The following is a 23,656-nucleotide window of genomic DNA, read 5'->3' on the forward strand; positions in this document are numbered from 1 at the left end:
CGTTCCGGCACCAATAAGATGGCTCTATACGAGGCATCGATTGATACGAAGGAACAAACCAACTTTTCAACCAATTGATAGGATTAAATTATTTTTGTTTTTCGTCATATCGTTTGTAACGATCAAAATCAAACTTATGATAGTTTTTACCTATCATATATAAATTATCGATCGTTATTATCAATTAAAAACCCGATCGATTAGAGTTTATCAATCGTTAAAAACTATCAATATTGATTTATAGATCGTTTTAACCGATCATTTTCTTGCTATATTGAAAGTGGATGAGTAGAGTGAGCTGAAACTCAGAGAGCGATTTAATGGCTATTTGAGTAAAACAGATGAAAAAGTCATCTGATAATATGTAGTTATTCATACAATATCAGGGAAAGTTTTAACAACTTAAAGATCATGATTTATATAATGACTTAATAACAAGAAAGGCCAGCATTAGACTGGCCTTATTAAGACAAGAGATGTTTCAATTATTTCCTCCTCAAACCTGAGTTTTATCTAAGCATTTAATATGTTTCATCAAAATAAAATATTACCAAAGCACTGCAAACCAAATGCATTGAGTGATTTATATTTATTTGTATTTTTATCTTAAAATTTAACACCCAGTTTTAGAAAAAAATTTCCTGATATCATTGCTCTCTTCGTTTTAGCAAAAAATTATTGAGATCTTTTTTGAAAACATCTTTATCTTATGAGCTAAAGCTTATGGTGCTGTCGCACGGCTACGCCCCAACGATGATATCAAAATTTTTTCTTCACTCGGTGAAGTAGTTTGCATCTATTTCAATGCTAAATATGAAGGTAAATGAAACAACAGTGAAGAAATAGTATTATTATCAATAAAAGATTACTCTTAATCCCATATATCGGAAAAATATCAATTGATAGCAGCGCTTTGTGATTGTCATTAACAATCACTCTGCTGTGAGGAGCTTGCCTCCGATAATGATGGATTTATCCATAAAAAATCGCGGCGTAGCCGCTAGTGCAATAACACGGAAAAACAAATTAACAGAACGTTATCGGGTGCTATTTTACTCGGCACTCGATAAATAAAAAGAAAAGCCCGTCATCTGTTATAAAAATCTAGGGCGAACGCCAAATCCTCTTATCTCTTATATTTCTTATACTTCTTAAGGGGGAATAACTCATTTAGTAACAATAAGTTAGAAGTCTACTTTCTTCGTTATTGTAGATCTTTCTTCACGATTGTAGATTTTTATTCGTGATTGATGGTGATTACTTCATTATTGATGGTATTTACTTCATTACTCCTATAAAAAATGAAGATAAAACTTCAAACTATATTTGACATTTCTGTTAAAAATATTATATAGATTAAAACATAATAATAAAAAGGAGTATTTATGGCTGGAAAAACATTTAACCAAAACCCATTTATTTTCGAAGATGATATTGAAATAGAAACCAGAGGCCGAAAAAGAACCGTGGCACGTGGAGAGAAGTTTCAAACACCCGAAGGTGATAAATATGAAAAAGTCATCCACTCGATACAAGAAGTGGATAAAGCCAAGTTCGTAAAAATATTCATATCACGAGTCCGGGTTTTATTTGATCTAACCCTTACCGGCAACAAGCTTTTTTATATTTTTATGTTCGTGATGTCTGACGTCATTGGTAAAGATGAAGTCTATATGAACTTTGAAAAAGCAAAAGACATTGCAGCTCAATGTGACTTTAATTTATCTAACCCTGTTTACTATAGGGGCATCAAAGAACTTATTGATAAAAAGATCATCGCACAAAGTAAATCAAAATATATCTATTACATTAATCCTGCGGTTCTTTTTAATGGTGATAGAGCCAAGTTTATTGAAGAGATTAGAGTCAAGGAAGAAAAAAAGCTAAAGTAACATATAATACAACACTAAGATAAACCGTAGATTATCTATCCCGGCCTCGTTAGAGGCCAGATATCAATCATAATGGTTAGACTAACCCTTCACTTATTTTTTCTTTCAGGATAACACCGAGCTTCTCTATGACTTGGTCTAAATCTACCTCATCAAGGTTTTCATTATATCCATAGGTCTCAACCATATTTTCAAAGTTATTGAATATATACATAACGATATTGTTTATCAGAAGCTTCAATAAAACATCGTTGCTTAATGAATCAGTTCTATTACCATTATAATAGCTGCTGATTTCATCAATACTTTCCTGACATGCTATTAAGGATACTGCATAGAAGAAAAATGAATCTTTATTTTTAAAATCTTTGACAGTTAATCTATTTTTCATTTAACACCTCATTATATTTAGTTCAAATTGATGGCGTAGTTCTATCAACCCCTTTCGGGGCTAAATAAGCATTGCTGGTATTTTTATTAACTTACGATATGCGTTAATATAGAATGAATATTCCTATTGAAAATCAGTGCTCGTTTATTTCTAATGCCTCTGTGTGAGATTCAAACAATGCTCTTTTCACTACTTTGAAATCAACATCTGCTAGTTTTTCATCTGCGCCATAACGTTTGACATAGTGATTAAAGTTTTTCTCTATGAGACTTATTATTTCTGAAAAGAATGAATCCATAAATGGAATATTCATTGCTCGATCACAGAATACACTATAACTTTCTTCTGTATCACTGACCGCCTCTACATAAATCTTCATTGATAACACATAAAAAAACTCTGTTTCTGTATTTTCAAAAGTTTTAATCTTCATATTTATCACCTTATTTTAGTTAAAAGAATTCCATACAGTTTTCATCTGTATTTTTATAACGATATTTTTATTTTACGATATTTAAATATCAGGCCGATTTATTTCGGGATAAATCAATCATCTGATCAATCCATTCATCTATTTCACTCTCGACAAATGCTATTGCACGCTCACCAAGCTTTATAGGTTCAGGGAAACGATCTTGACTAATAAGTTTATAGATCCAAGCTTTGCAAAGACCCGTTCTTTTCAGTACTTCAGGTAAACGGATAAATCTTTTTCTTTCTGTCATACATTTCTCCATTGTTGTTTTGATGGAGGTAGTNTCTTCAGATCGCTTATGACGATCAACTCTCAAAAAGCACGAATTGATCAAGATATGGGGGATTTTTAGATAGATTAGAGATGGGAATAGCGAAAGCCAGTTGCTGTGGGCTTTGAAGCATTTTTGCAAAAAGTGCTATTTTTTTACTCTATTTGAAGTTATTTAATATTTTKTTATTTATCATGCGGTTAATTTCTTTGAGTTTAAATTCTGAACTAACATCTGTTATTCATCTTGCTTCAGGCTAAAAAAATGTTTGGGTAGGTGTAAGATTTACCACTGAACGTTAAACATGCTATCTCTGACCCTAATAGATTGTGATGCTTGTCGTGAGTTCAACTCCTCGCATCAGCGCTATAGATGATTTTAACACTGAAAAACGACACAACTTTGCTCATGTTGTTTCTTTGGTCCCTTCATTGAACCCTCAATTAAATATAAAAACAAAATAGTTATAAAAATCAATTTATTACAAGTTTAATTACAGGGACCCCAGCCCATCCAACGAAGTCCTAAGAACCCGCATGGTGCAAGCCTTGCGGGTTTTTTTGTGCCTTCAATTTGTCCTGGGAAGTCTGAAGCTAACTAATTAAATCCGAACCTTTTAGGCACCTTGTTAGGCACCTCATAAAGCTTTATTGTTTTTGAGGTGCCTAAAACTATGGAAACCCGGCTATGGCAAGACAAACCAAACCTCTATCCGTTAAAGANNTCGAATCTGCTAAGCCCAAGGAAGCAGACTACGTTCTCTATGATGGTGATGGCNTTGAGCTACTCATCAAATCCAGTGGCAGCAAAATCTGGCAGTTTCGCTACATTCGCCCTGTCACCAAAAAACGTGCGAAAAAGAGTATTGGGNCTTACCCATCAGTAACCCTTGCGGGTGCGCGAAGCTACCGGGCAGAAGCTCGCGTTCTCCTCGCAAAACAAATCGATCCTCAGGAGCATCAGCAAGAACAACTCCGCAGTTCACTTGAAGCCAAAACCAACACTTTCCAACTCGTAGCTGAACGTTGGTGGAATGTGAAGAAAGCCAGTGTGACCGAGGACTACGCAGAGGATATCTGGCGCTCGCTGGAGAGAGATGTTTTACCAGCGATTGGCAATATCAGTATTACAGATATTAAAGCTCATACACTGATTCAGGNNGNNCNNCCGKTTCAGGCCAGAGGAGCGCTGGAAACCGTCCGTCGCCTGTGCCAACGAATCAATGAGGTCATGGTTTATGCTCAAAATACTGGCCTAATTGATGCGGTTCCTAGCGTCAATNTNGGCAATGAATAGACCNGGGTTTCGTAGACACTTTTTTGCCTCATAATGGAGGCCTAATGAAGGAGTGTTTATGTCAGTCAAAACGTTCACTGAAGAATTCAAAATTGAAGCCGTAAAACAGATCACTGAGCAGGGGTACCCTGTACCCACCCAACTCAATGATTGTGGCTAGAGCGCCCGTAATAGTTCGGTGGTGGTGCGCAGGTCAATCTATAGCATCAGGCTATCCCCGCGCTGATGGATACGGGAGTAGGACGNTGCAAGCCCTAGCAGTAGGAGATCATCGCCCTCCCATCCGGGGCNACGCGGCAGGAAGTTCTTTAATAGCTAGCCGTCGGTTAAGTCCACGTTAACTCTCCCACTACAAGCAATTCTGTTGCAGCCGAATCGATATCATCGGTCAAACTCACCAGAACATGCTTATATTCACCCGTGGCGATACTCATCGCTTCATTAATACGCGAGTGAGCCAGCGACAAGATGTGATCACGCACAGCAGNGACGACCACATTATCCGGTACCGGATTTTCAAGATTGCTATTGGCTACCATGACGCCGACTGTACCTGTCCCCTCNAGTGACGATAAGTCCATGCGCGGGTAAACCGGGAACCTCTTTGGCCCAGATAATATAATCACCACCCGCAGCGCCCCATGGGCTGCGCTGAATAATCATCCGNATCAGCGCGCCGCCAGCTGAACAGAGAGATAATCACGGCGCGCGTCGGTGTTTGACTCATCCCCCCTGCATACATTTCCTCATAGCTATACCGTGATTTAATCGCATCTAGCCATCGATGAACTTATTAAGTGGCCGACAAATCCTGATGCCTGTCGCAGGGAGGATAAAAAGGGTGCCNTCTGGGTCAATACGNNCAAACTAGCCCAGTTTATTACCATAGACAGCCCGACTGTTGGCAGACAAAATAGCCGTAAACTATTTATTAAGGGGAACAAAATGTCAAAAGCATTACTTATCATAGATATGCAGAATTTTGTTGTAGACAGAATTCAACTTGGCGTCAAATACTATCCAGAAAACAGTATTGAAAATATGAAGTGTATAGTTGAGAAATTTAGAAAAGCAGGAAAACCAGTCATACATGTCCGCCATCAAACGTCTGAAAATGGTTCCACTTTACATAAAAACTCCCCCATGAGTTTGCCAGTTAAATCTTTTAAAGAGTTGTCTGATGAACCTGTATTTATCAAAAATACGTCTTCTGCTTTCAGCTCAACTAAACTACTTTCTTACCTTCAAGATGCTGATATCGATGAGATTTCTGTAATAGGTGCAGTAGCTGGGTTTTGCGTTAACTCAACGGTCAGAATGGGTGCCGACAGTGGGCTAAAGATGACTGTTATAAAAGATGCTGTAATCAGTTTTGAACTGGATAAATATCATCTTGGTGCAGAAGAAATCCATAATGTGACCNTTGCGCTTCTTGATGCTGACTTTGCTCAGGTTATTTCCTCTACTGAGCTAGCATTAGATTGATAGTGCTCAATTAATAGCTGATATAACAACAGCGATATTGTAGCCCCCCATATTTAAAGTTTATCCGCGATCATTTAGATGGCCGGTTGCCTCCAATAGAAGCGCCACCGGCTTATTCGACCAGTGGCCTAGGTATGAAAATAGAGTAGGNAAATTAAACAGATCGCAAATCATTCATTCAAGGTTTAGTGCTAACATTGCCTCAATTTNNATATTTATTTCAGTAGAAANTAGTTGTGTGACCTGCACCAACGAACTTGCCGGAAGATTCTCCCCAAAATGACGGAAGAGTACCACTCGTAATTGATCGATATCTTCAAGTGAAGTCACGAAAATTGTCACCTTAATTAAGGCGCTGAGTGCTGTTTTTNCTGCTGAGGCAATGCAATGAAACTGCCTAAAANTCTCNTCCGCCTGTTCTGATATACACTTGCCCTGAGATGTCGTTCCGAAAGCGGTCAGCCCCGAAATATAAAGAGTCTCATTATGTCTTACCGCATGGACATAAGGCCCTTTGACTTGACCAAGTTCTGAATAATTCTTCCTGATTAATTCACTCATTCCCCGGTTTCCCCNTGTTTGATTTGTTGGCCATTAATCAGAGCACGTTTTTATCTTTAGACCAATATCCGGTCATGNAAGCTTATCGTTCAACAGTCCAAATAGGAGCCCAATCGATAACCGCGCTGTTCAATCGCCTGCTTTAATGTCGGCGAAGTCAGTATTTCCAGCTCTGTTAGCCGTGGATAACAATAGCCGCTAGTCATTAGTATTTTATCGACAAAAGCCGGATGGCACATCACTTCTAGCGAACTCACCCCTTTTTGCTCGGCGTGATCCAACAGCTGTAAAAATGTCTGTTCCGATAGTGTTTCACTATAAAAACCAGCATCAAACCACTGGGTGGTACGTGGCTCATTGAGTGGGATCCCCTTCTGCTGGGCTTCATGGCGGTCAATACGTAACGCGAGTGATTTTTCGCGAGCGAAAGCTTCAACCAGCGGATAGATCTGCGGCAACATATGTACATGGTGATGGCTGTCGATATGTGTTGGTGAGCGACCNAAAAATAGCGACAAATTTATCAAACTGAGCAGCCAGCTCCTGGGTAATCTCAGCCAAATTTAGCACACCTGACTCAGCACGTTGCCACAAGCCTTTACTCAGTAGCCCATTGGCATCAACCAAAGATGGCATCGCGGTTAACGGTCGCCCATAGGTCAATACAAAATGCATTCCGACTGGTAACGCTGGATTCTGCTGACTCAGCTCTGCTGCATGGTGGATATCCTCGCAGTTCATCACTGCACTGGTCGATGAGACAACGCCATGCCGAAATGCTTCAATGATTCCATAATTTTGTCCTTTACTTAGACCAAAATCATCAGCATTAACAATAAGTAACTTTTCCATCAAGGGTGCCTTGTAAGCTATTTCGGCAGATAATATCTGACCGGTAACTAATCGGATAACCCCTCTCTGACGCAGTTGAATTTCTTGCGGTAGTTTCCTGGCGTAAAAGAGGTCAGTTTCTTGAAATTTTTGATAAATAATGTGGTGTCGCTGTAACCTGCTTCAAAGGCAATGTCTGAGACTAAGTAGTTCGTTACTTCAAGCTGAGTTTTGGCAAAATTGATTCTGATTTCATTGATAATCTGCATCGGCGTTTTTTGGTAATAACGTCGGGTCGCACGGGTTAGGTACTCTTGAGTTTTGCCGGAAAGCTCAATCATGTTCACTAAGGCTTTCTCACCGAACATCGATTTATCATGCATTTTGTCGATACTGGTTTTCAGCCACAGCGGAATATCGTCGTTGACCTCACTCTCTTTATAGTGGCTGATGCGGTTGGTGACATAAAACGTCAGCAGCTCGACCAATTCAGTAAGTTCGTCTTCCCTAAAGTGCGGCGCAGAAATGGCTGATTCAATATAAGAAAGGAAATCACCTTTTAGGCGATAGGCTTGCGAGGCCACAATAGGCCGCGATAACAGATGAAAATAGTGCTCTTCGAAAAAGGTTTTGCTGATCCCAACGTTCAAAATTCGCGTCGCACCAAATTCATAAGCGCTTTTATGATGAGAACCAATGGGAATAAAAACGACATCTCCACGTTCTAAAAAGACCCGTTTACCATTAATTTCCTGATAACACATTCCCGTTAATATCAGAGTATATTCATAATAATCATGCTGGTGTAGGCCTGTCGCACTTTCCGTTTTGTTATATATAAACAGATGGAACTCTTTTCCGTTAAAAAAGTCTTTTTGGCGTACAAATCTGACTTCCATCTTATTTACCTTCACTCTATCGACTGAAATAACCAACAAGTTATACCAAGTTCATCGTAACTTTTGATGCAATTCAATCAGCTCAGCAATTAACTCTCTGGCCAACATCGCGTTCATTAAATGATCCTGAGCATGCACTAAGACTAATGTTACTCGGGTTTTCCCTTCACCTTGATCGGACTCAATGAGCTTAGTTTGAACCAGATGCGCCTCATTTAGAGCTAGGCGTGATTGCGCCATTAACTCATCTGCTTGGGCAAAATCACCACTTTTGGCTCGTTTCAACGCCTTATAAGCCAGGCTTCGGGCTTGTCCTGCGTTGATAATCAACCCCATGACCACATCTTCCATTTCATCAGTGGGTTGCACATCATCAACGATTTTATCTAAATCAAACATACTGTTGCTCCGTTAATTAAAGCCATTCTGCCTTGCGACATCCGCAAACCAATAGCCACTTTTCTTTATGACCCGCGTTTGGTCGGCGAGATTCAAGCGAACAAATCCATAACGATTTTTGTAAGCATTGAGCCAAGACCAGCAATCAATAAAGGTCCATAAATGATAGCCTTTACAGTTGCTGCCTTCTTGTAATGCTTGATGCAGCCATTTCAAATGGTCACGAATAAACTCAATCCGATATTCATCGTCAACCTGACCGGATGAATTAATAAACTGTTCTTCGCCCTCAACCCCCATGCCATTCTCGGAGATATAGCACGGAATATTGCCATAATTTACTCTCAGATTTGTCAGGATGTCATACAACCCTTTTTCGTAGATTTCCCAGCCACGATGCGGGTTAATTTTCCGCCCCGGCATCGAATAGAAACTAAATAAGTCTTCTGGCGTTTTCACCTGCCCTTTAGGGGTTGGGATCTCTTTCGCCTGAACCCTTCTTGGCTGGTAATAGTTAACCCCCAACAAATCGATGACCCCACTCGCAATTAGCTCGCAATCACCCGATTCGATCGATGGTAATAGATCGTGATCGCGTAATAACCGGATCAGCTCGTCAGGGTAAACTCCTTTCGTGACCGGATCGAGGAAGCTGCGGTTAAGCAACAGATCTGCATGGTTGGCGGCAACTTGGTCTGATGGCGTGTCGGAACGAGGGTAGGTCGGTGTGAGGTTCAAAATGATCCCAATCTCACCGCCCTGCTTGAGTTCTCGGTAGTTTTCTACCGCTTTGGCATGTGCCAATACACTGTGATAAGCCACTGTCACCGCACGGTTGAAGTCGACCACACAAGGGTAATGCTGGTCGCCCAGATAACCAGCTTCGACCGGTACAATCGGCTCATTGAAGGTAAACCAGTGTTTGACCCGGTCACCAAACAAGGTAAAACAGATTTTGGCATAGCGGGCATAGGCATCAACAACGGCGCGGCTTTCCCAGCCCTCTTTCTCCTGCATGCACAGTGGCATATCAAAATGATAGAGATTGATAAATGGCGTAATGCCATTCGCCAATAAGCTGTCGATGACGGCGTTATAAAAGGTGACGGCGTTGGGGTTAAGCTCACCGTCACCACTTGGGATCAGTCTCGACCATGAAATCGACGTCCTGAACGTGTTATGCCCTAGTTGTTTTAACAGCAAGATATCCTGCTGATAATTATCGTAAAAAGTGGAGGTGTTTTCTGGGCCAATTTGACCATGAAAACGTTCTGGTGCAACTTCATACCAATAATCGAAGATATTCTTGCTCTTACCATCCTGCAATGACGCCCCTTCAGATTGGGTTGCAGAGGTGGCACTGCCCCACCAAAAATCATCGGGATATTGATATTTCATTCCAGCCTCCAGACCAGTACGTTAAAACAGGGCATTGATTAAAACTTCAAGCTATCCGCAATGTCTTCTTCACTTTCAATCTGACGATCAATTTCGTTCTGCGCCTTATTGGCAATAATCACGAACGGCAGATACATCAATGTGGCGACACCTAAGTTGAACAAGCTTAATAACATCGCAGCAATGCTACCGTTGGTATTAAAGAATGCCCCCAAACCGACTGGCATGGTCCACGGCGCAATATTGGTGATTGGCGGAATAAAGCCAGTGTAATACGCAATTGAAGTGATGATTGCCAAGACCGGCTGAACCAGAATAAATGGAATGAAGAACAGCGGGTTCATAATGACCGGTAAGCCAAACAGAATAGGTTCGTTAATTTGGAAGATACTCGCTGGCGCACCCAGTTTTGCCACCTGACGATAATCTTCGCGACGAGAGCCGATAAAGATAGCAATAACCAGCCCAAGAGTTGCCCCGGTTCCGCCCAGGAAGATATAGGAATCAACAAATGGCTTGGCCCACATATGGAACTCTTTGCCCGCAGCCAATGCCGCTGCGACTGAACCATATTGGGTATAAGTGGCCACGTTTTCTAAGGCGAACGGCATCATGATGCCACTTTCCAGTGCAGATAGTGCCATCGCGCCGTGTATCCCGAAGAACCACAACAGTGAGGAACACATGACATACACCCAACCCACCACACTGCCCATTTTCGACAGCGGTGCTGAAATGCTATCCATAATGATCTGGTGGAAGTTAGTGCCGTATAGCCCAAGGGTATAGGCCAGTACGCCCATAATGGAAAGAATGACAAAGCCCGGAATCAAGGCCGAGAAGGAGCGGGAAACTGACGTCGGGACACTGTCCGGCAGGCGGATGATCCAGTTGCGCCGAGTGATAAAGGTAAAGACCTCGGCGACCACTAACCCGATAATAATACCGGAGATAATATTCGCGCCGCCCAACCAATTGGCCCCCACCGCATAGGCATCACCCACGCTGTACGGGGTTACCGTCATAAAAGCTGCAATAGCCAGTAGCGCTGAGGCGAGCGGATCGACTCGCTTCTCTTCAGCCAAGGCCATACTGATAAAGAATGGCGTCATTAACGACATGATACCGAGCGTACCGTTATAGACGTTGCCGCCGATAGCTTTCAAACCATTGAGCGTGGCAATAGTATCAGCATCTAACCGCACACCCATTGAGAAGAAGAATGACCCTTCACCAAAACTTAAGAACACGTTATTGATAAGAACAAACATTGCCCCTGTCAGGGTTAATGGCATCAGCCGGATAAATCCGTTCTTGATGGCATTGATATGTTGCTGTCTGCCAATCTTAATCGCAAAAGGCAAAATAGCCTTTTCCAGAGAATTAATAAATGCGCTCACAGTGCTCCCCTTATTGTTTTGCTTTTTTTATTGCGGCTACAGCTGCTTTTAATACCCCTAAGCCATCGACTTTGCCGTAAAGCAGTGCGTCGATCACTTCAACTGGCTTATTGGGGAACATTTTGGCCACTTCGGGCAACATGTAGGCTATTTGCGGCCCCAGTAGGATCACATCCGCTTGAGCGCCATGCTCTGCCGCCAGCGCTTCCGGGTAAGCATTGATAATGACTGGCACCTCATACTTCTCTGCTTGTACTTTCATTTTGGAAACCAGCAGCGAGGTGGACATACCGGCAGAGCAAAATAGATAAATTTTCTTCTTTTCCATACCCAACACCTTTTGATGTTCAAAAGAAACAAGTTATTTATATGCCAGTGCAATGGTGAATTCCTTTTATCTGTACTTTATCGTGCCCCTTGCCCAGCCCATTGTTTCTGGTTGTCGGCAGTATACGGCGTTGATAGCCAAGCCAGTAATTCACTTACCACCATAATCGTCTCTAATTGACTTTTGATATTGATGCCCTTCACATTTCTAAGTGATTACAATGTGATGGTTATCGCAAAATGGTTATTTTTTTGCTCGGCGAATTAAGTTTAATTCATTTGTATTTCATGTGGTTAGTTTTATTCGCGGATGACAGCACAACAAGATGTTGCGATAAAAAACAGATTGAAGCTGATGGTGGAATAAATTAGGGATTCTTATCGGTTCGAGAATCGTCTCATTCAAACTTTTCCCACTTAGACGGTGATTCAGTGCGGTGTCTTGATTCGTGGTGCGAAGTGTATTTCTGCGATTTAAGTGTTCACGGCATAACTCAGTGACCTCAGATATCAACACGTTAGTGTCAGTCATGGCCGATTCTCTTTTAATACTCTTAAGTTAACAGGTGTTTACACATTTACGGAGTGACTGATGACGTTATTCGGAAAGATGACACCAGCCAATCGCCTGAGATTACAGTTAGCAAGATTGCCGTTATTAAGAGTGCAGTTACTAAGATTAGTATTACTCGGCCTATTTACCTCAATGTCGGCCATCGCCGCGCCCACTGTAACAGTGACAGAATTGCAAAGTGGTTTGGATCACCCATGGTCACTGGCCTTTTTGCCTGATGATGGGGGGATTTTGATTACAGAACGCTCTGGCCAGTTACGTCTATGGCAACCAGGGAAAACAGTGTCAGCGCCATTAAAAGGTGTGCCAGAAGTCGATGCCAAGGGGCAAGGTGGCTTGTTGGGGGTGGCATTATCCCCGAAATTTACGCAAGATCGCCGCGTATATCTCAGTTTCGCTGAAGCCGGAAAAGAGGGTAAGGCGGGCACTGCCGTGGGCTATGGACGCCTTAATCCACAGGGAACGGCCATTGAAAATTTCACCGTCTTCTTCCGCCAACAACCGAAGTTATCAACGGGTAACCACTTTGGCGGTAAGTTGGCCTTTGATGATCAAGGCCACCTTTTTATCACGCTAGGCGAGAATAATCAGCGCCCTACGGCTCAGGATTTGAGCTTGCATCAAGGTAAAATTGTTCGCCTCACACTCGATGGTAAAGTGCTGACAGATAATCCTTTTGCCAATAAGCCTCCCGCCAGACCCGAGATCTGGTCCTTTGGCCATCGTAATCCGCAAGGATTAGCGTTAAACCCATGGAGTGGAGTGATGTGGGCTAACGAGCATGGTCCTAAAGGCGGCGATGAAATCAATATTCCTGCGGCGGGGAAAAACTATGGTTGGCCGCTGGCGACTCATGGCGTTAATTATTCTGGTTTAGCCATTCCTGAAGCGAAAGGCACCCATGTCGATGGTACCGAGCAGCCCATTTATTACTGGGAGAAATCGCCGGGCATCAGTGGCATGGCTTTCTATAACGCGACTCGTTTTCCAGCATGGCAGCATTCGCTGTTTATTGGCGCTCTGGCGCAGAAGGAGTTGATTCGCTTGCAATTAGATGGCGATAAAGTGATTGCGGAGGAGCGCCTGCTGAGTGATCGCGGCGAACGGATTCGTGATGTCCGCATTGGGTCTGATGGTTATCTCTATCTGTTAACTGATGAAAGTAATGGTAAATTGTTGAAAGTAGGTATGACTTCGGACTGATAGCCTCAGCTTATTTGTACTACAATTATTCAGACTCTAACGAATTGCCATTGAGGGCTTTGTTATGACTGCAATAGACGTCATGTGGGTAGGACTGGGTGGAGGTATAGGTTCACTTTTACGCTGGTGGATAGGACTGGGGGTCGGAAAAGCCTATAAAGGCAATCTTCCTCTCGCGACTTTTCTGATCAATATATCCGGTGCATTTATTATTGGTTATCTGAGTGTTCTTTTTAACGTTGACTGGCGTGATCGCTATGGCGATTTAATGAACGCCGCCGTTTTAACCGGTATTTTGGGTGGCTATACCACCTTCAGTAGCATGCAATTGGATGCAGCAAAATTAGCAACGGCTCGAGGCAGAGCTATCGCCGCCGGGTATCTGATTATTTCTGTCTTAGTCGGTCTAATCGCAGCGGCATTTGGTGCCTGGTTGGCTTATTAATCGGAGAGAACGACTATGCCGAATCTTATTATTCTCGTCTTTGTCGGTGGTGCTTTTGGTGCCATGTGCCGTGAGTTCATTATGCTGTCAGTACCCCGCCTGGCCGATGGATTCCCCATGGATATTTTTGTTGCCAATATCATTGCCGCATTTTTATTGGGGCTGACCACCTCTTTCTTTAAGAAAGATAAAATTAATCAATATGTGCATCTCATGGTGGGGACTGGGATCATGGGCGGGCTGTCGACATTCTCCAGCTTTGTATTTGGCGCAGTTGAGATGATGAAAAATCCAACAGGAGTGTTAGTCTCAATCTGCTACTTGGTCGCTAGCCTAATCGTTGGTTTTATCGCGGTTGAATTGGGTTTAATGATCGGCCCGAAAGAGAAACCCAAAGATCCACAAGCAGTAGCTGAATAAGATCGTTCAAAGTAGAAAAACAAACACCCTCACTGCCGAGGGTGTTTTATGTGCTATTACGGATAAAAACTCGCCACAATTAATCTAATTTTTTGCATTTACCAAAGAACATTTCCGTAATAAGGGAGTTATTGATGGTATCGCCGTTCAAAGTTCTGACCAGCAGTTCACTGCCTAATAAAGGAAGTGAGAACACCATATCAGGATTAACCCGTTTAACTTTCTCCATATTCTGCGTTTCATTGACTAATGCTAATGTCTTCGTGCTTTCACCGACAATTTCCTTGGCCGCCAGAATGGTGAAGGTGTTATCAGCATCATTGTTGCACAATGCAATAATATATTTTGCCTTAGCGGCACCGGCCAGTTTCAGTGTTTCCACCGAAGAGGGATCTCCCTCAATAACATCGGCATGAGGAGGGAAATTGTGTTGGCTGCCAGCTGCGCAGACGACAGTGACATCATCACCCCGATCACGCAGACCGTTATAGACATTCAACGCCAAAGAACTGGAACCGACAATAATAAAATGATTTTTACGTTCCACGTGAGAAATCCTACCTTTAACTATGCGTTTAATATTATTACTGATTATCGGGCCGGCAATAGAAGCAATCGAAGTCGCAAAAACAGTAATACCAGCAATAATCACCGTAAGAGTAAACATTCTCGCCACAGTGGTATGAGGGATAATATCCCCGAAACCCACCGTCGACATACAAACAATCGCGAAATAGAACGCAGTCGGTAAGTCAGTCACTACCGGTGCAAATTCATCGCCCATGTAAAGTGTGCCCAACATGCTATAGACGATTAATGAACAAATACTGGCGATCGCGAAGAATGTCGCACTACCGAGACTGTAATGATCAAACTCACGCCAATAAAATAGCAGAGCGACAATGACGATAAGAGAATAAGTCGTCAGCTTATTCTGATCTTTCAGAATAAAGATATTGATAGCAACGAGGGTAAACAGCAATAGTACCGTAAGGAACCATGCTGTACGGATTTTCATCGAAACTGCAAATGCCATCAGTATCAATAGCAGACCAATCATAAATTGCGGAATTTCAAATAAATCAAGAAAACTTAACGCCTCCTTCCAAGTACTGAAATTGTTTATCGCATCTGTTGAATGAGAGATCGCCCGTAAAAGCACAGGGCTTAACACCAGACACCCATTAATGGCCACCAAAATAGCCAACAAAAGTGGTATTGATACCTTAGTCTTAATTTCCTGTAATATTTTCATCAATAGAGTGACTAAAATTGTTATAGGTAGATTAAGTATAGATAAAAAATAAGATATTTCATGGCAGAATTAGACTATTTTTGACTAAAATCAAAAGGTAAATTCATTGAGTACAGTGAGAGTGATACGCACTTATCGCCTTCTAATATTCACGCAACGTGATTAAATTTAAAACCCAAGATAATCAACAGGCGTTAATATTTAACAGTTATTTTTATTGAAAGCTAGATTTACGCTCTGTAAAGTTATCCATACTTTACAACCAGTAAAATAATAAATTAAATTATTGGCATTAATACCACTTATAAATAATAATATATCTGTTCTCCGGCATATAATACCGTCGGCGTTCTCATCCTCGAGTGATACTCATCACCCTTAATTTAATGTTACAAGTATCTAACCGTATTTAACAGATAAATAAGGAAATAAGCATGTCCTACAAATCACTTCGTAATATTGCATTGACTGGTTTACTCTTTTCCGCTGCCGCGACAAGCTTTGCAGCAACAACCACTAGCGCAACAGGAACGACTCCGAGTGATATGACTTGCAAAGAATTCCTGGATCTGAATCCTAAGTCATTTACTCCTGTCGTTTATTGGGTATTGAACGATGATACTCAATATAAGCATGGCGATTATGTTGATTTGCACGAAACAGATACCATCGTGACACCGAAAGTGGTTGAAGTATGCAAAAAATCACCTGAAAGCAAACTCTCTGAAATTAAACAGGATATTTTAAATTTCGCTAAGAAACACAATATGTAATTACAGAGTGTAGCGCAGTAAGTAAGCCCCCCATTAATCATAACGACTTTAATGGGGGGCTTATATTTTGAGGTGATATAAGCCTATCGAGTAATACTTAACTTATCGTAGCCACGGACATAATAATTAACAGCTGAAATTAACCAGCACAGTATAAACATACCAATAATCCAGTAGCCTATCTCGCCCAAATTTTCGCTGATATTATTAATTGGCGTCCAAATACCGCCGGTTAGATTCAGTTTTTCTGAGATTAAGCCCAATGCCTCAATACCACCGATAAAGAAAGCAATAATAACGGAAGCGGCCGTAATGGTGATGTTGTAATACAGTTTTCGTACCGGTTTGGAGAAAGCCCAACCGTAAGCGCCAATCATCACAAAATTATCAAGTGAATCGATCAATGCCATCCCGGCGGCAAATAAGATCGGGAAAACCATAATCGACCACAGGTTCATACCATGGGTTGCGCTGGCAGCGGAAATACCTAACACCCCGATTTCAGTAGCAGTATCAAAACCCAGACCAAATAAAAAACCCACTGGGTACATGTGCCAGCTCTTATTGACCATATTAAATACTCGCTTAAAAATTCTGGCGAGTAGGCCACCATTATTCGTCACCAGCAGATCAAGCTCTTCATCTTTGTACACATGACCCGCTTTGACCTGCTTGAATTTTTTGTACACTGAGATCAGGATGGTTAAATTAAGGAAAGCAAACAATAACAAGAATACAGATGAAACCAGCGTGCCGATCAAACCGCCGGTTTCATGAAACCACGTCATATTATTCTTAAAAGCCATGGCTGTCGCCGCAATGGCCAGTGACGCTAATATCACGATGGTTGAATGGCCGAGAGAGAAGAATGTTCCGACGGCAATCGGTGTTTTACCTTGCTGCATCAATTTGCGAGTGACGTTATCAATGGCAGCAATATGATCCGCATCAACGGCGTGACGAAGACCAAAGCTATAAGCCAGAAACGCCATCCCCATCAATACCGCATTGTCATTAAATTCCGTAAAAGCCCAAACCCACGCCAGCCCGTTAACAATCAGTAAACCAATTAGCAAGTAGATAGCACGAAGCTTAGTTTCTCGATTGCCAAAGGCGCTGCTTCTCTCTATTCCTGTCGTCATGTTTGTACTCCAGAATAAAATCGTTATTGTCGATGCGCAGGCATCACATCTTTATTCGGTACCAAGAATAACCACGAAGCTAAAACAAACGGCATGGTTAGCGTCGGAATGCCAATAGGCAACAGTAAGGTATTTAGCGCCCCTTGGACGATGACCGTGAAAATAACCCCGACAATGGTGTAAGCCAGAACGCGCCAACTGGGTTTATTAAATGTAGAGCCCAGTGCGATAGCGGTTAATACAGCACTGAAAGCATAGAGTCCGGCATTAATACTGTGGTGATCTGCATCAAGGAAAACAGCAGTAAGGATCGCCAATAACGCGCCACAGACGCCAAAAACAGCCGCCCATAGCGATTCAACGGCTAAGCCGATAACAAATAAAATACCGCCAATTAAGCTACTGAATAAAAACACCTGTGAAATGCCGTTAAACATGCTGACAAAAACATTGTTTTGCGCAAAGAAATTACCACCATCCAAATCGATCGGATGCGGTAAGGCTGGCGTGGGTAATCCGCTACTATACAGACCGGCAAACGCATAACTCGCCAGCAGTATCATCCAGGTGGTTAAGACAAAAGGCGCTGTCAATGCCGCAACTTTCCAGGTTTTTAAAATATCGGCGATACAGACAGTGACAATAACCGACACGATACTGCCCAAGATAATACAGGCCCAAAGGACCGGTGTGACGACCAAGAATGTCGGTAATGCCGCACCAACCAAACAGCCGTTATAGCCATATAATCCGGCCCGCCATGATTTACGATCGCGCATGGTTAGCCCCGTTAAGGTGGCAATCACCGTACCCAATACACAGCCATAAGCGACCGCCGGATTCCCCTCACCATAAGCGCCGACAAATATTGCGATAAAAAAGAATAGCCCGGTGAGTGGGTTATTTTGGAACATAACCTGAGCACAACCGCGCAGTGTGGTATCGATAAATTCAATGAAAACATTCGAACTACTCAGTTGCGCCCAGCCAGATAAATTGCCGGTTTTTGCATTCATTATGTTTATCCTTCTGACTTAAAGTTGCAGCCTATTTGCGGCAACAGCAGTACCTTTGGGTGACACCTAGCGCCACAAGAATTTTTCCGGCAATGTAATACCGAGAATTTCCTCGCGGGCTATTTTCCAGAATTGCCGAATTTCGGCTTTAACCCCAGCGCTGTCGATGCCCAGCGCTTTAAATACCAAGCCACAATCATTGGGTAAGCGCGTTGCCCCACTGGCAATGCCACCTTTGATATCAAAACGCGCAGGAACCCGCGCCAAAATACGGTCATGATGCTCTTTCGGCGTTAATAAAATGACGTTGCCGAATGCATCAAATGTTTGCATAACCCCAATGGCATCAAGGCTCTCGACCTTTGGCTCTAAAATATATTTCTCAACAAATAGCTCTTTCCCTGCCAAATTATGGGCGACCACTTTGGATGAGTAGACATCAAAACCAAAGCGCTCTTCCGCATGGTGATATTTACGCCCTGACATCAACACTTCTGAATAAATCGCGGTCGCCGTCGGATGAATATTAATGGTGGTATCGGTAATAAAGCGCGAATTGCGGTGCGGAATAAGCGGGTCTGGCATAAATTCCAGATAGCCGCCCTCTTCCACGGTGAAATTCTGTATTTGCGATGCGTAGTTCGCATTCATCATGTGAACTTTGGTCGCCGACTGGGTGGTGACGTGAGCGCAGGCTCCGGCTTCCACATGGACATCGGTTGCCAGCCGATCCCCTTGTAGAATGCACCCTGACGTCGAGATCATGGTGACGCAAGGTAGCTCGGGCATCTCCTCATCCCAGTACAACGCCTTTTGCACCAAGGATGGCACCCGTCNTTTCCATTTCTGCCAAAATACTGCGCTGCCCACNGTTTGGCAAATCTCAGTTTGAGATAGCCACTTTTCCCTACGGCCCCGCTATGCATTTGCGCCGGTTCGTCCTGATATCTCGCTAATTCCGGCGCGTTAACACCTAATGCGTGAGCGCGAACCCGTGAAGGAGTTTCCACGATATTCTGGCTCTGGGATGTCATGCGTTTGCTCCTTCAGGCTGGACGTGGGTAAACAGGAAGTCGCGCATAATCATGTCCACCAGCTCTTCAATACCCTGTCCGGTTTTACAGTTNGGNTCNAGAATATAAGGGCGCTCACCGCGAACCACTTTGGTATCACTCTCCATCACATCCAGACTGGCACCCNACATAAGGGGCAAGGTCAATTTTATTGATGACCAGAATGTCCGCCTGCACTAAGCCAGGGCCATTTTTGCGCGGGATTTTNTCCCCTTCGGCCACATCAATGACATAGATATAGAAGTCAGCCAGTGCCGGACTGAAGGTGAGCGTCAGGTTATCACCACCACTTTCAATCATAATCAGGTCACTATCGGGGAAGCGCTCTTCCATCTCTTCCACGGCAGCAATGTTCATACTCGGGTCTTCACGCACCGCAGTATGTGGGCAAGCGCCGGTTTCCACCCCNGAGGATTTTCTCCTCATCCAGAATGCCTTTCAGGGTACGTTTCACCTGTTTGGCATCTTCGGTGGTGACAATATCATTGGTAATAATCAGTGGCTTAACGCCCCGCTTAATCAGAATGGGGGTGATCACTTCGATGATGGCGGTTTTACCTGAACCTACCGGGCCACCAATACCAATGCGGGTAATCTTTTTGCGTTTATCGGTTGAATGGCTGTTCACGGGATAATCCTCTTCTTTTAATCTGATTTGGGTCGGTACTCGGTTCACAGCAAACCCAGTACTCAGAATGCACTTTTATTAATCAGTGGATCGCTAACCGATTAATTACTGAATAGACGAACATGGGCTTTCACATGCACCGCCGCCAAAACATCCACAATCGGCACATAAGAAGACATCTGGTCGATATCGCCAATTTCAGCAATATCGCAGAACTTCTCAATGTCATGGTTCAACTCAAACAAGATGTGCTGAGTGTCAAAATGGGTAACGCGCATCAAACGCATGGCCGCACTTAAAATCGTCATTGCCACGCCATATTGATGCATCACCACCACTTCCCGCTGTCCGATCCCTTGTGCGGCCATGACCACGGCCTGCGTCACCGGATAAGTCCCGGCGGTATTGCCATTTTTTATCTGCTCCAGCCACCAGCTAATCAGCGGATGTTCCACCACATGGATAGACATTTCGGCCAATTTTTTCCCCATGCGGGTCGCCATCAGGCGGCTCTCTTCATTTAACTTACGGTTATTCACCGCCCAATCGGCGCGGATAATGCCGTCCCGATCATCAGCCATGACGGCGCGATGGGCTGCGACAACCCCCATGCCATCACAACTGGCGGCCTGCTTTAGCGCAGTCAAGACGAAGCCTTTTAAGGTCGCCACATCATGAACCACGCCAGTTTGAATGGCGGACTCCACACCATTGGAAAACGTAAAGGCCCCGACCGGCAGTACGGAATCACCAAATTGCATAATACGAATGAGATCTGATGCATTCATTGCGCTGCCCCTCCTCTGCCCGAATCAATGTTTATGGTCGTGATCGCCATGGCTGTGATCATGGTCGTGATCGTGGCTGTGGCTATGACCCTCGCCATGTGAATGAATGGCGTGAACATGTAAGCCGGAGCCATGGGGTTCATCTAAGGGGCTGGCGACATGAACGTGAGTATCGCTATCTTCCGCGCCGCCAAACAGCAACCGCGCTTCAGAGTTACTTAGCAGGGGTAAGATCTCAGCACCCTTAACAAAGCGGAACGGGAGATGCTGGAAACCATGAGTTCTCATCACAGAGTCCATCATGGTGGTGGCAACGGTCAGCGGCACATACACCTCGTTATTTTTGGTGACGGCTTTCCAGTGCTGGTTACCCAGCGCGTGCCCCAGCTCAAAGCAGGTTTTAATCAGTTCATCCGGTGAACGGTTTTTTAGCTCCCTCAGATCAATCACCATGACATCACGTAAATTGATCTGCACCACCACAGCGACATGGGTTTCTTCATCCCATGCCAGCACATCACCATCTGCCAGTACCACGTTTCGATCGAGCGAGATCCCCAAATCCAGACCTTGAGTACTGGATTTACGACAGCGACTTTTTTGTGCTTCCCGCTGATCCAAGACCAAGAAGTCAAAAGTGGCCCCTTTGAGTTTCTCCCGCCAAATTGGATCTTTTTTCACATTTCCTAGAATGTGCTCTATCAAAATCATGTTGTGACTCCTTGCGTCTATCCATTGCGAGTCGTCAGTTGCCCACAGTAATGAAATCCGTTTCTGTGCCATACATCCCAGCCATTGTTGGTCGCCCCATCCAAAGGCCAGATGACACTTACCATGGGCAAGCTGAACTCTGTAATAGACTGGACCCTGAAAGTGGGATTAGCGTCCAGACTCACCAATTAGCCTTGAGTTATCAATTAACCCTGATCGACCCATCAACCAAAGAAGAAGCGCTGGTTCATTGATGCTGTTTCGATAGGCTCACAAGTAGCATGAACACCGTCCACTTTTACCGCAAAGGTTTCTGGATCCACCTCAATGTGTGGGGTTTGATCATTACGCACCAGATCACGTTTGGAGATGGTCCGGCAGTTTCTAACCGCAATAACCTGACGATCCAGCCCCGCTTTCTCTTTCACCCCATCATCGAGCGCAGCTTGAGAAACAAAGGTGACACAGGTGTCTTGCAGGGTTTTACCGTAGGCCCCAAACATTGGGCGGTAGAACACCGGTTGAGGCGTCGGCAGTGACGCATTAGGATCACCCATTGCAGCCCAGTTGATCATGCCGCCTTTGATAACCAGCTTAGGTTTGGCCCCAAAGAAGCGGGGATCCCATAGCACCAGATCGGCCATTTTTCCCACTTCAACCGAACCGATGACATGACTGACACCTTGCGTAATCGCCGGGTTAATGGTGATTTTCGCCACATAACGCAGCACGCGGAAGTTATCGTTACCCGGTGCATCTTCTGGCAGTTTGCCACGCGACGCTTTCATCGCATTGGCGGTTTGTATGATGCGCAACCAGTTTTCCCCGACACGGCCCATCGCCTGTGAGTCACTGGAGAACATGGAGATCACCCCCATATCGTGCAGCACGTTTTCTGCTGCAATGGTTTCCGGCCGCACACGGCTTTCAGCGAAGGAGACGTCAGCAGGCACATTCGGATTGAGGTTATGGCACACCATGATCATATCGAACAGTTCAGCCTGACTGTTGACACCATAGGGCAGCGTTGGGTTAGTGGAGCTTGGCAGCACGTTCATCTGGCTGGCAACGCGGATAATATCCGGCGCATGACCCCCACCCGCACCTTCAGTGTGGAAGGTATGGATAGTGCGGCCTTCGAAGGCATCAATGGTGTCTTCCACATAGCCACATTCGTTCAAGCTGTCGGTATGCACGGAAACCTGAATATCCATCTCATCCGCCATCCGCAAGGCATGGCGCAGGGCATTGGCGGTCGCGCCCCAGTCTTCGTGGACTTTATAGCCCACCACACCGGCAATCGCTTGTTCCAACAAAGGGCCACGGCCATAAGAGTTACCTTTGCCCAGGAGACCCACGTTAACTGGCAGCCCTTCTGCTGAGCGCAGCATCTGACGGATATTCCATGGGCCCGGTGTAACGGTGGTGCCGTTAGTGCCGTCGGTTGGGCCAATCCCGCCACCAAAGAAGGTTGCCACACCATTGGATAGTGCATGGTATGCCTGTTGCGGTGAGATTAAATGGATGTGGGAATCGATACCGGCGGCGGTGAGAATTAAGTGCTCACCTGAAATAGCATCGGTACTGACACCCACTACCATTCCGGGTGTCACCCCATCCATCACGCCGGGGTTACCACTTTTGCCGATACCGGCAATTTTACCATCGCGAATACCAACGTCGGCTTTAATCACCCCAAGGCGGGCATCCACAATAGTGACGTTAGTAATCACTAAATCCAGCACGCCATTATCGCGGGTCAGGTGGTTATTGGCCCCCATCCCATCACGCAATGACTTACCGCCACCGTAAACCGACTCTTCACCATATCCACGCAGGTCTTTTTCGATTTCGATAAACAGATTGGTATCACCCAACCGGATTTTATCGCCCGTCGTAGGGCCAAATAGACCCGCGTATTCTTGCCGAGAAATTTGAGGCATCTGTCGCTCCTTTCTTTTTCCGGTGCGTGTAACGGATTTCTTCATCACACGTATGCGAAT

22 protein-coding genes and 4 pseudogenes are annotated in these 23,656 nt (G+C 44.1%); 8 read left to right on the top strand and 18 right to left on the bottom strand.

From position 1 onward, the window contains the following. Positions 1–1,385 precede the first annotated feature (1,385 nt). Positions 1,386–1,892 carry a replication/maintenance protein RepL gene (locus tag ACZ76_RS04170; RefSeq protein ID WP_042570044.1) on the top strand — a complete coding sequence of 169 codons (507 nt, stop codon included), beginning with the start codon at positions 1,386–1,388 and terminating at the stop codon, positions 1,890–1,892. 76 nt (positions 1,893–1,968) lie between these two features. On the opposite strand, the gene ACZ76_RS04175 is transcribed toward ACZ76_RS04170, so the two are convergent. From ACZ76_RS04175 to ACZ76_RS04185, 3 genes are all read right to left on the bottom strand, one after another. Next, positions 1,969–2,283 (bottom strand): hypothetical protein, encoded by a 315-nt coding sequence (locus ACZ76_RS04175; protein ID WP_048617095.1) that lies wholly within the window; start codon positions 2,281–2,283, stop codon positions 1,969–1,971. A 133-nt stretch (positions 2,284–2,416) separates the two neighbouring features. Further along, positions 2,417–2,716: a hypothetical protein gene (locus tag ACZ76_RS04180; protein ID WP_048617097.1), complete on the bottom strand. Its 300-nt coding sequence runs from the start codon at positions 2,714–2,716 to the stop codon at positions 2,417–2,419. An 88-nt stretch (positions 2,717–2,804) separates the two neighbouring features. Then, complete coding sequence (locus ACZ76_RS04185) at positions 2,805–3,008, bottom strand: helix-turn-helix transcriptional regulator (RefSeq protein ID WP_005172867.1); 204 nt, start codon at positions 3,006–3,008, stop codon at positions 2,805–2,807. A gap of 708 nt (positions 3,009–3,716) precedes the next feature. Between ACZ76_RS04185 and ACZ76_RS04190 the strand changes: the two are divergent. Together ACZ76_RS04190 and ACZ76_RS04200 are read left to right on the top strand one after the other, a co-directional pair. Continuing rightward, positions 3,717–4,316 (top strand): annotated as a pseudogene (locus ACZ76_RS04190) (phage integrase central domain-containing protein); the annotation flags it as partial. Between the two features lie 981 nt (positions 4,317–5,297). Beyond that, entirely contained in the window at positions 5,298–5,810 is a 513-nt protein-coding gene (locus tag ACZ76_RS04200) for a cysteine hydrolase family protein (protein ID WP_459543210.1), read from the top strand. A 174-nt stretch (positions 5,811–5,984) separates the two neighbouring features. On the opposite strand, the gene ACZ76_RS04205 is transcribed toward ACZ76_RS04200, so the two are convergent. The 7 genes and pseudogenes from ACZ76_RS04205 to ACZ76_RS04235 form a co-directional block, all read right to left on the bottom strand. Continuing rightward, positions 5,985–6,371, bottom strand: a complete 387-nt coding sequence (locus ACZ76_RS04205; protein WP_048617105.1) for a RidA family protein — start codon at positions 6,369–6,371, stop codon at positions 5,985–5,987. A gap of 89 nt (positions 6,372–6,460) precedes the next feature. Continuing rightward, positions 6,461–7,223, bottom strand: a pseudogene (chbG, locus tag ACZ76_RS04210) (chitin disaccharide deacetylase). Positions 7,224–7,270: 47 nt separating this feature from the next. Further along, a complete protein-coding gene (gene chbR / locus ACZ76_RS04215) occupies positions 7,271–8,101 on the bottom strand; it encodes a transcriptional regulator ChbR (protein WP_048617107.1) in 831 nt (276 codons plus the stop codon). Between the two features lie 51 nt (positions 8,102–8,152). Continuing rightward, positions 8,153–8,500, bottom strand: coding sequence for a PTS N,N'-diacetylchitobiose transporter subunit IIA (gene chbA / locus ACZ76_RS04220; protein ID WP_048617109.1), 348 nt, complete (start codon positions 8,498–8,500; stop codon positions 8,153–8,155). Between the two features lie 12 nt (positions 8,501–8,512). Continuing rightward, on the bottom strand, positions 8,513–9,898 hold the full coding sequence (locus ACZ76_RS04225) for a glycoside hydrolase family 1 protein (RefSeq protein WP_048617111.1): 1,386 nt from the start codon (positions 9,896–9,898) through the stop codon (positions 8,513–8,515). A 38-nt stretch (positions 9,899–9,936) separates the two neighbouring features. Beyond that, positions 9,937–11,298, bottom strand: coding sequence for a PTS N,N'-diacetylchitobiose transporter subunit IIC (gene chbC, locus ACZ76_RS04230; protein WP_048617113.1), 1,362 nt, complete (start codon positions 11,296–11,298; stop codon positions 9,937–9,939). 10 nt (positions 11,299–11,308) lie between these two features. After that, complete coding sequence (locus ACZ76_RS04235) at positions 11,309–11,626, bottom strand: PTS sugar transporter subunit IIB (protein WP_005276021.1); 318 nt, start codon at positions 11,624–11,626, stop codon at positions 11,309–11,311. Positions 11,627–12,217: 591 nt separating this feature from the next. Here ACZ76_RS04235 and ACZ76_RS04240 point away from each other — a divergent pair. From ACZ76_RS04240 to crcB, 3 genes are all read left to right on the top strand, one after another. Then, complete coding sequence (locus ACZ76_RS04240) at positions 12,218–13,402, top strand: PQQ-dependent sugar dehydrogenase (protein WP_048617115.1); 1,185 nt, start codon at positions 12,218–12,220, stop codon at positions 13,400–13,402. A 64-nt stretch (positions 13,403–13,466) separates the two neighbouring features. Then, positions 13,467–13,847 carry a fluoride efflux transporter FluC gene (locus tag ACZ76_RS04245; protein WP_048617117.1) on the top strand — a complete coding sequence of 127 codons (381 nt, stop codon included), beginning with the start codon at positions 13,467–13,469 and terminating at the stop codon, positions 13,845–13,847. Between the two features lie 15 nt (positions 13,848–13,862). After that, positions 13,863–14,267 (top strand): fluoride efflux transporter CrcB, encoded by a 405-nt coding sequence (crcB, locus tag ACZ76_RS04250; protein ID WP_048617119.1) that lies wholly within the window; start codon positions 13,863–13,865, stop codon positions 14,265–14,267. A 79-nt stretch (positions 14,268–14,346) separates the two neighbouring features. Here the strand turns inward: crcB and kch are convergent, their stop codons facing one another. Further along, on the bottom strand, positions 14,347–15,522 hold the full coding sequence (gene kch / locus ACZ76_RS04255) for a voltage-gated potassium channel protein (protein WP_048617121.1): 1,176 nt from the start codon (positions 15,520–15,522) through the stop codon (positions 14,347–14,349). A 434-nt stretch (positions 15,523–15,956) separates the two neighbouring features. On the opposite strand from kch, the gene hdeB reads away from it, so the two are divergent. Then, a complete protein-coding gene (gene hdeB / locus ACZ76_RS04260; RefSeq protein WP_048617124.1) occupies positions 15,957–16,295 on the top strand; it encodes an acid-activated periplasmic chaperone HdeB in 339 nt (112 codons plus the stop codon). An 83-nt stretch (positions 16,296–16,378) separates the two neighbouring features. On the opposite strand, the gene ACZ76_RS04265 is transcribed toward hdeB, so the two are convergent. The 6 genes and pseudogenes from ACZ76_RS04265 to ureE all read right to left on the bottom strand — a co-directional run bounded on the left by ACZ76_RS04265 (position 16,379) and on the right by ureE (position 21,653). Continuing rightward, positions 16,379–17,437 carry a HoxN/HupN/NixA family nickel/cobalt transporter gene (locus tag ACZ76_RS04265; protein WP_048617127.1) on the bottom strand — a complete coding sequence of 353 codons (1,059 nt, stop codon included), beginning with the start codon at positions 17,435–17,437 and terminating at the stop codon, positions 16,379–16,381. A 23-nt stretch (positions 17,438–17,460) separates the two neighbouring features. After that, entirely contained in the window at positions 17,461–18,453 is a 993-nt protein-coding gene (gene yut / locus ACZ76_RS04270) for an urea transporter (protein ID WP_048617130.1), read from the bottom strand. A 66-nt stretch (positions 18,454–18,519) separates the two neighbouring features. Beyond that, positions 18,520–19,487: pseudogene (locus ACZ76_RS04275) on the bottom strand (urease accessory protein UreD). Next, positions 19,484–20,154 (bottom strand): annotated as a pseudogene (gene ureG / locus ACZ76_RS04280) (urease accessory protein UreG). Before ureG ends, ACZ76_RS04275 begins: the two co-directional pseudogenes overlap by 4 nt. A 101-nt stretch (positions 20,155–20,255) precedes the next feature. Further along, the gene (locus tag ACZ76_RS04285) at positions 20,256–20,942 is read right to left on the bottom strand and encodes an urease accessory protein UreF (RefSeq protein ID WP_048617133.1); all 687 of its coding nucleotides are present in this window, start codon (positions 20,940–20,942) and stop codon (positions 20,256–20,258) included. 24 nt (positions 20,943–20,966) lie between these two features. Then, positions 20,967–21,653 carry an urease accessory protein UreE gene (gene ureE, locus ACZ76_RS04290; RefSeq protein ID WP_048617135.1) on the bottom strand — a complete coding sequence of 229 codons (687 nt, stop codon included), beginning with the start codon at positions 21,651–21,653 and terminating at the stop codon, positions 20,967–20,969. Positions 21,654–21,703: 50 nt separating this feature from the next. On the opposite strand from ureE, the gene ACZ76_RS18980 reads away from it, so the two are divergent. Then, positions 21,704–21,907, top strand: a complete 204-nt coding sequence (locus ACZ76_RS18980) for a hypothetical protein (RefSeq protein WP_144413890.1) — start codon at positions 21,704–21,706, stop codon at positions 21,905–21,907. Here ACZ76_RS18980 and ACZ76_RS04295 read toward each other — a convergent pair. Then, entirely contained in the window at positions 21,878–23,596 is a 1,719-nt protein-coding gene (locus tag ACZ76_RS04295; RefSeq protein ID WP_048617137.1) for an urease subunit alpha, read from the bottom strand. The two genes, ACZ76_RS18980 and ACZ76_RS04295, sit on opposite strands and share 30 nt — an antisense overlap. Between the last annotated feature and the right edge of the window lie 60 nt (positions 23,597–23,656).

The organism is Yersinia aleksiciae, assembly GCF_001047675.1.
In the GTDB taxonomy this organism is placed as follows: domain Bacteria; phylum Pseudomonadota; class Gammaproteobacteria; order Enterobacterales; family Enterobacteriaceae; genus Yersinia; species Yersinia aleksiciae.

Coding starts and splice junctions, on each gene's coding strand:
- ACZ76_RS04170 (WP_042570044.1), top strand. CDS start 1,386: ATGGCTGGAAAAACATTTAACCAAAACCCATTTATTTTCGAAGATGAT.
- ACZ76_RS04175 (WP_048617095.1), bottom strand. CDS start 2,283: ATGAAAAATAGATTAACTGTCAAAGATTTTAAAAATAAAGATTCATTT.
- ACZ76_RS04180 (WP_048617097.1), bottom strand. CDS start 2,716: ATGAAGATTAAAACTTTTGAAAATACAGAAACAGAGTTTTTTTATGTG.
- ACZ76_RS04185 (WP_005172867.1), bottom strand. CDS start 3,008: ATGACAGAAAGAAAAAGATTTATCCGTTTACCTGAAGTACTGAAAAGA.
- chbR (WP_048617107.1), bottom strand. CDS start 8,101: ATGGAAGTCAGATTTGTACGCCAAAAAGACTTTTTTAACGGAAAAGAG.
- chbA (WP_048617109.1), bottom strand. CDS start 8,500: ATGTTTGATTTAGATAAAATCGTTGATGATGTGCAACCCACTGATGAA.
- ACZ76_RS04225 (WP_048617111.1), bottom strand. CDS start 9,898: ATGAAATATCAATATCCCGATGATTTTTGGTGGGGCAGTGCCACCTCT.
- ACZ76_RS04235 (WP_005276021.1), bottom strand. CDS start 11,626: ATGGAAAAGAAGAAAATTTATCTATTTTGCTCTGCCGGTATGTCCACC.
- ACZ76_RS04240 (WP_048617115.1), top strand. CDS start 12,218: ATGACGTTATTCGGAAAGATGACACCAGCCAATCGCCTGAGATTACAG.
- ACZ76_RS04245 (WP_048617117.1), top strand. CDS start 13,467: ATGACTGCAATAGACGTCATGTGGGTAGGACTGGGTGGAGGTATAGGT.
- crcB (WP_048617119.1), top strand. CDS start 13,863: ATGCCGAATCTTATTATTCTCGTCTTTGTCGGTGGTGCTTTTGGTGCC.
- kch (WP_048617121.1), bottom strand. CDS start 15,522: ATGAAAATATTACAGGAAATTAAGACTAAGGTATCAATACCACTTTTG.
- hdeB (WP_048617124.1), top strand. CDS start 15,957: ATGTCCTACAAATCACTTCGTAATATTGCATTGACTGGTTTACTCTTT.
- ACZ76_RS04265 (WP_048617127.1), bottom strand. CDS start 17,437: ATGACGACAGGAATAGAGAGAAGCAGCGCCTTTGGCAATCGAGAAACT.
- yut (WP_048617130.1), bottom strand. CDS start 18,453: ATGAATGCAAAAACCGGCAATTTATCTGGCTGGGCGCAACTGAGTAGT.
- ACZ76_RS04285 (WP_048617133.1), bottom strand. CDS start 20,942: ATGAATGCATCAGATCTCATTCGTATTATGCAATTTGGTGATTCCGTA.
- ureE (WP_048617135.1), bottom strand. CDS start 21,653: ATGATTTTGATAGAGCACATTCTAGGAAATGTGAAAAAAGATCCAATT.
- ACZ76_RS18980 (WP_144413890.1), top strand. CDS start 21,704: ATGAAATCCGTTTCTGTGCCATACATCCCAGCCATTGTTGGTCGCCCC.
- ACZ76_RS04295 (WP_048617137.1), bottom strand. CDS start 23,596: ATGCCTCAAATTTCTCGGCAAGAATACGCGGGTCTATTTGGCCCTACG.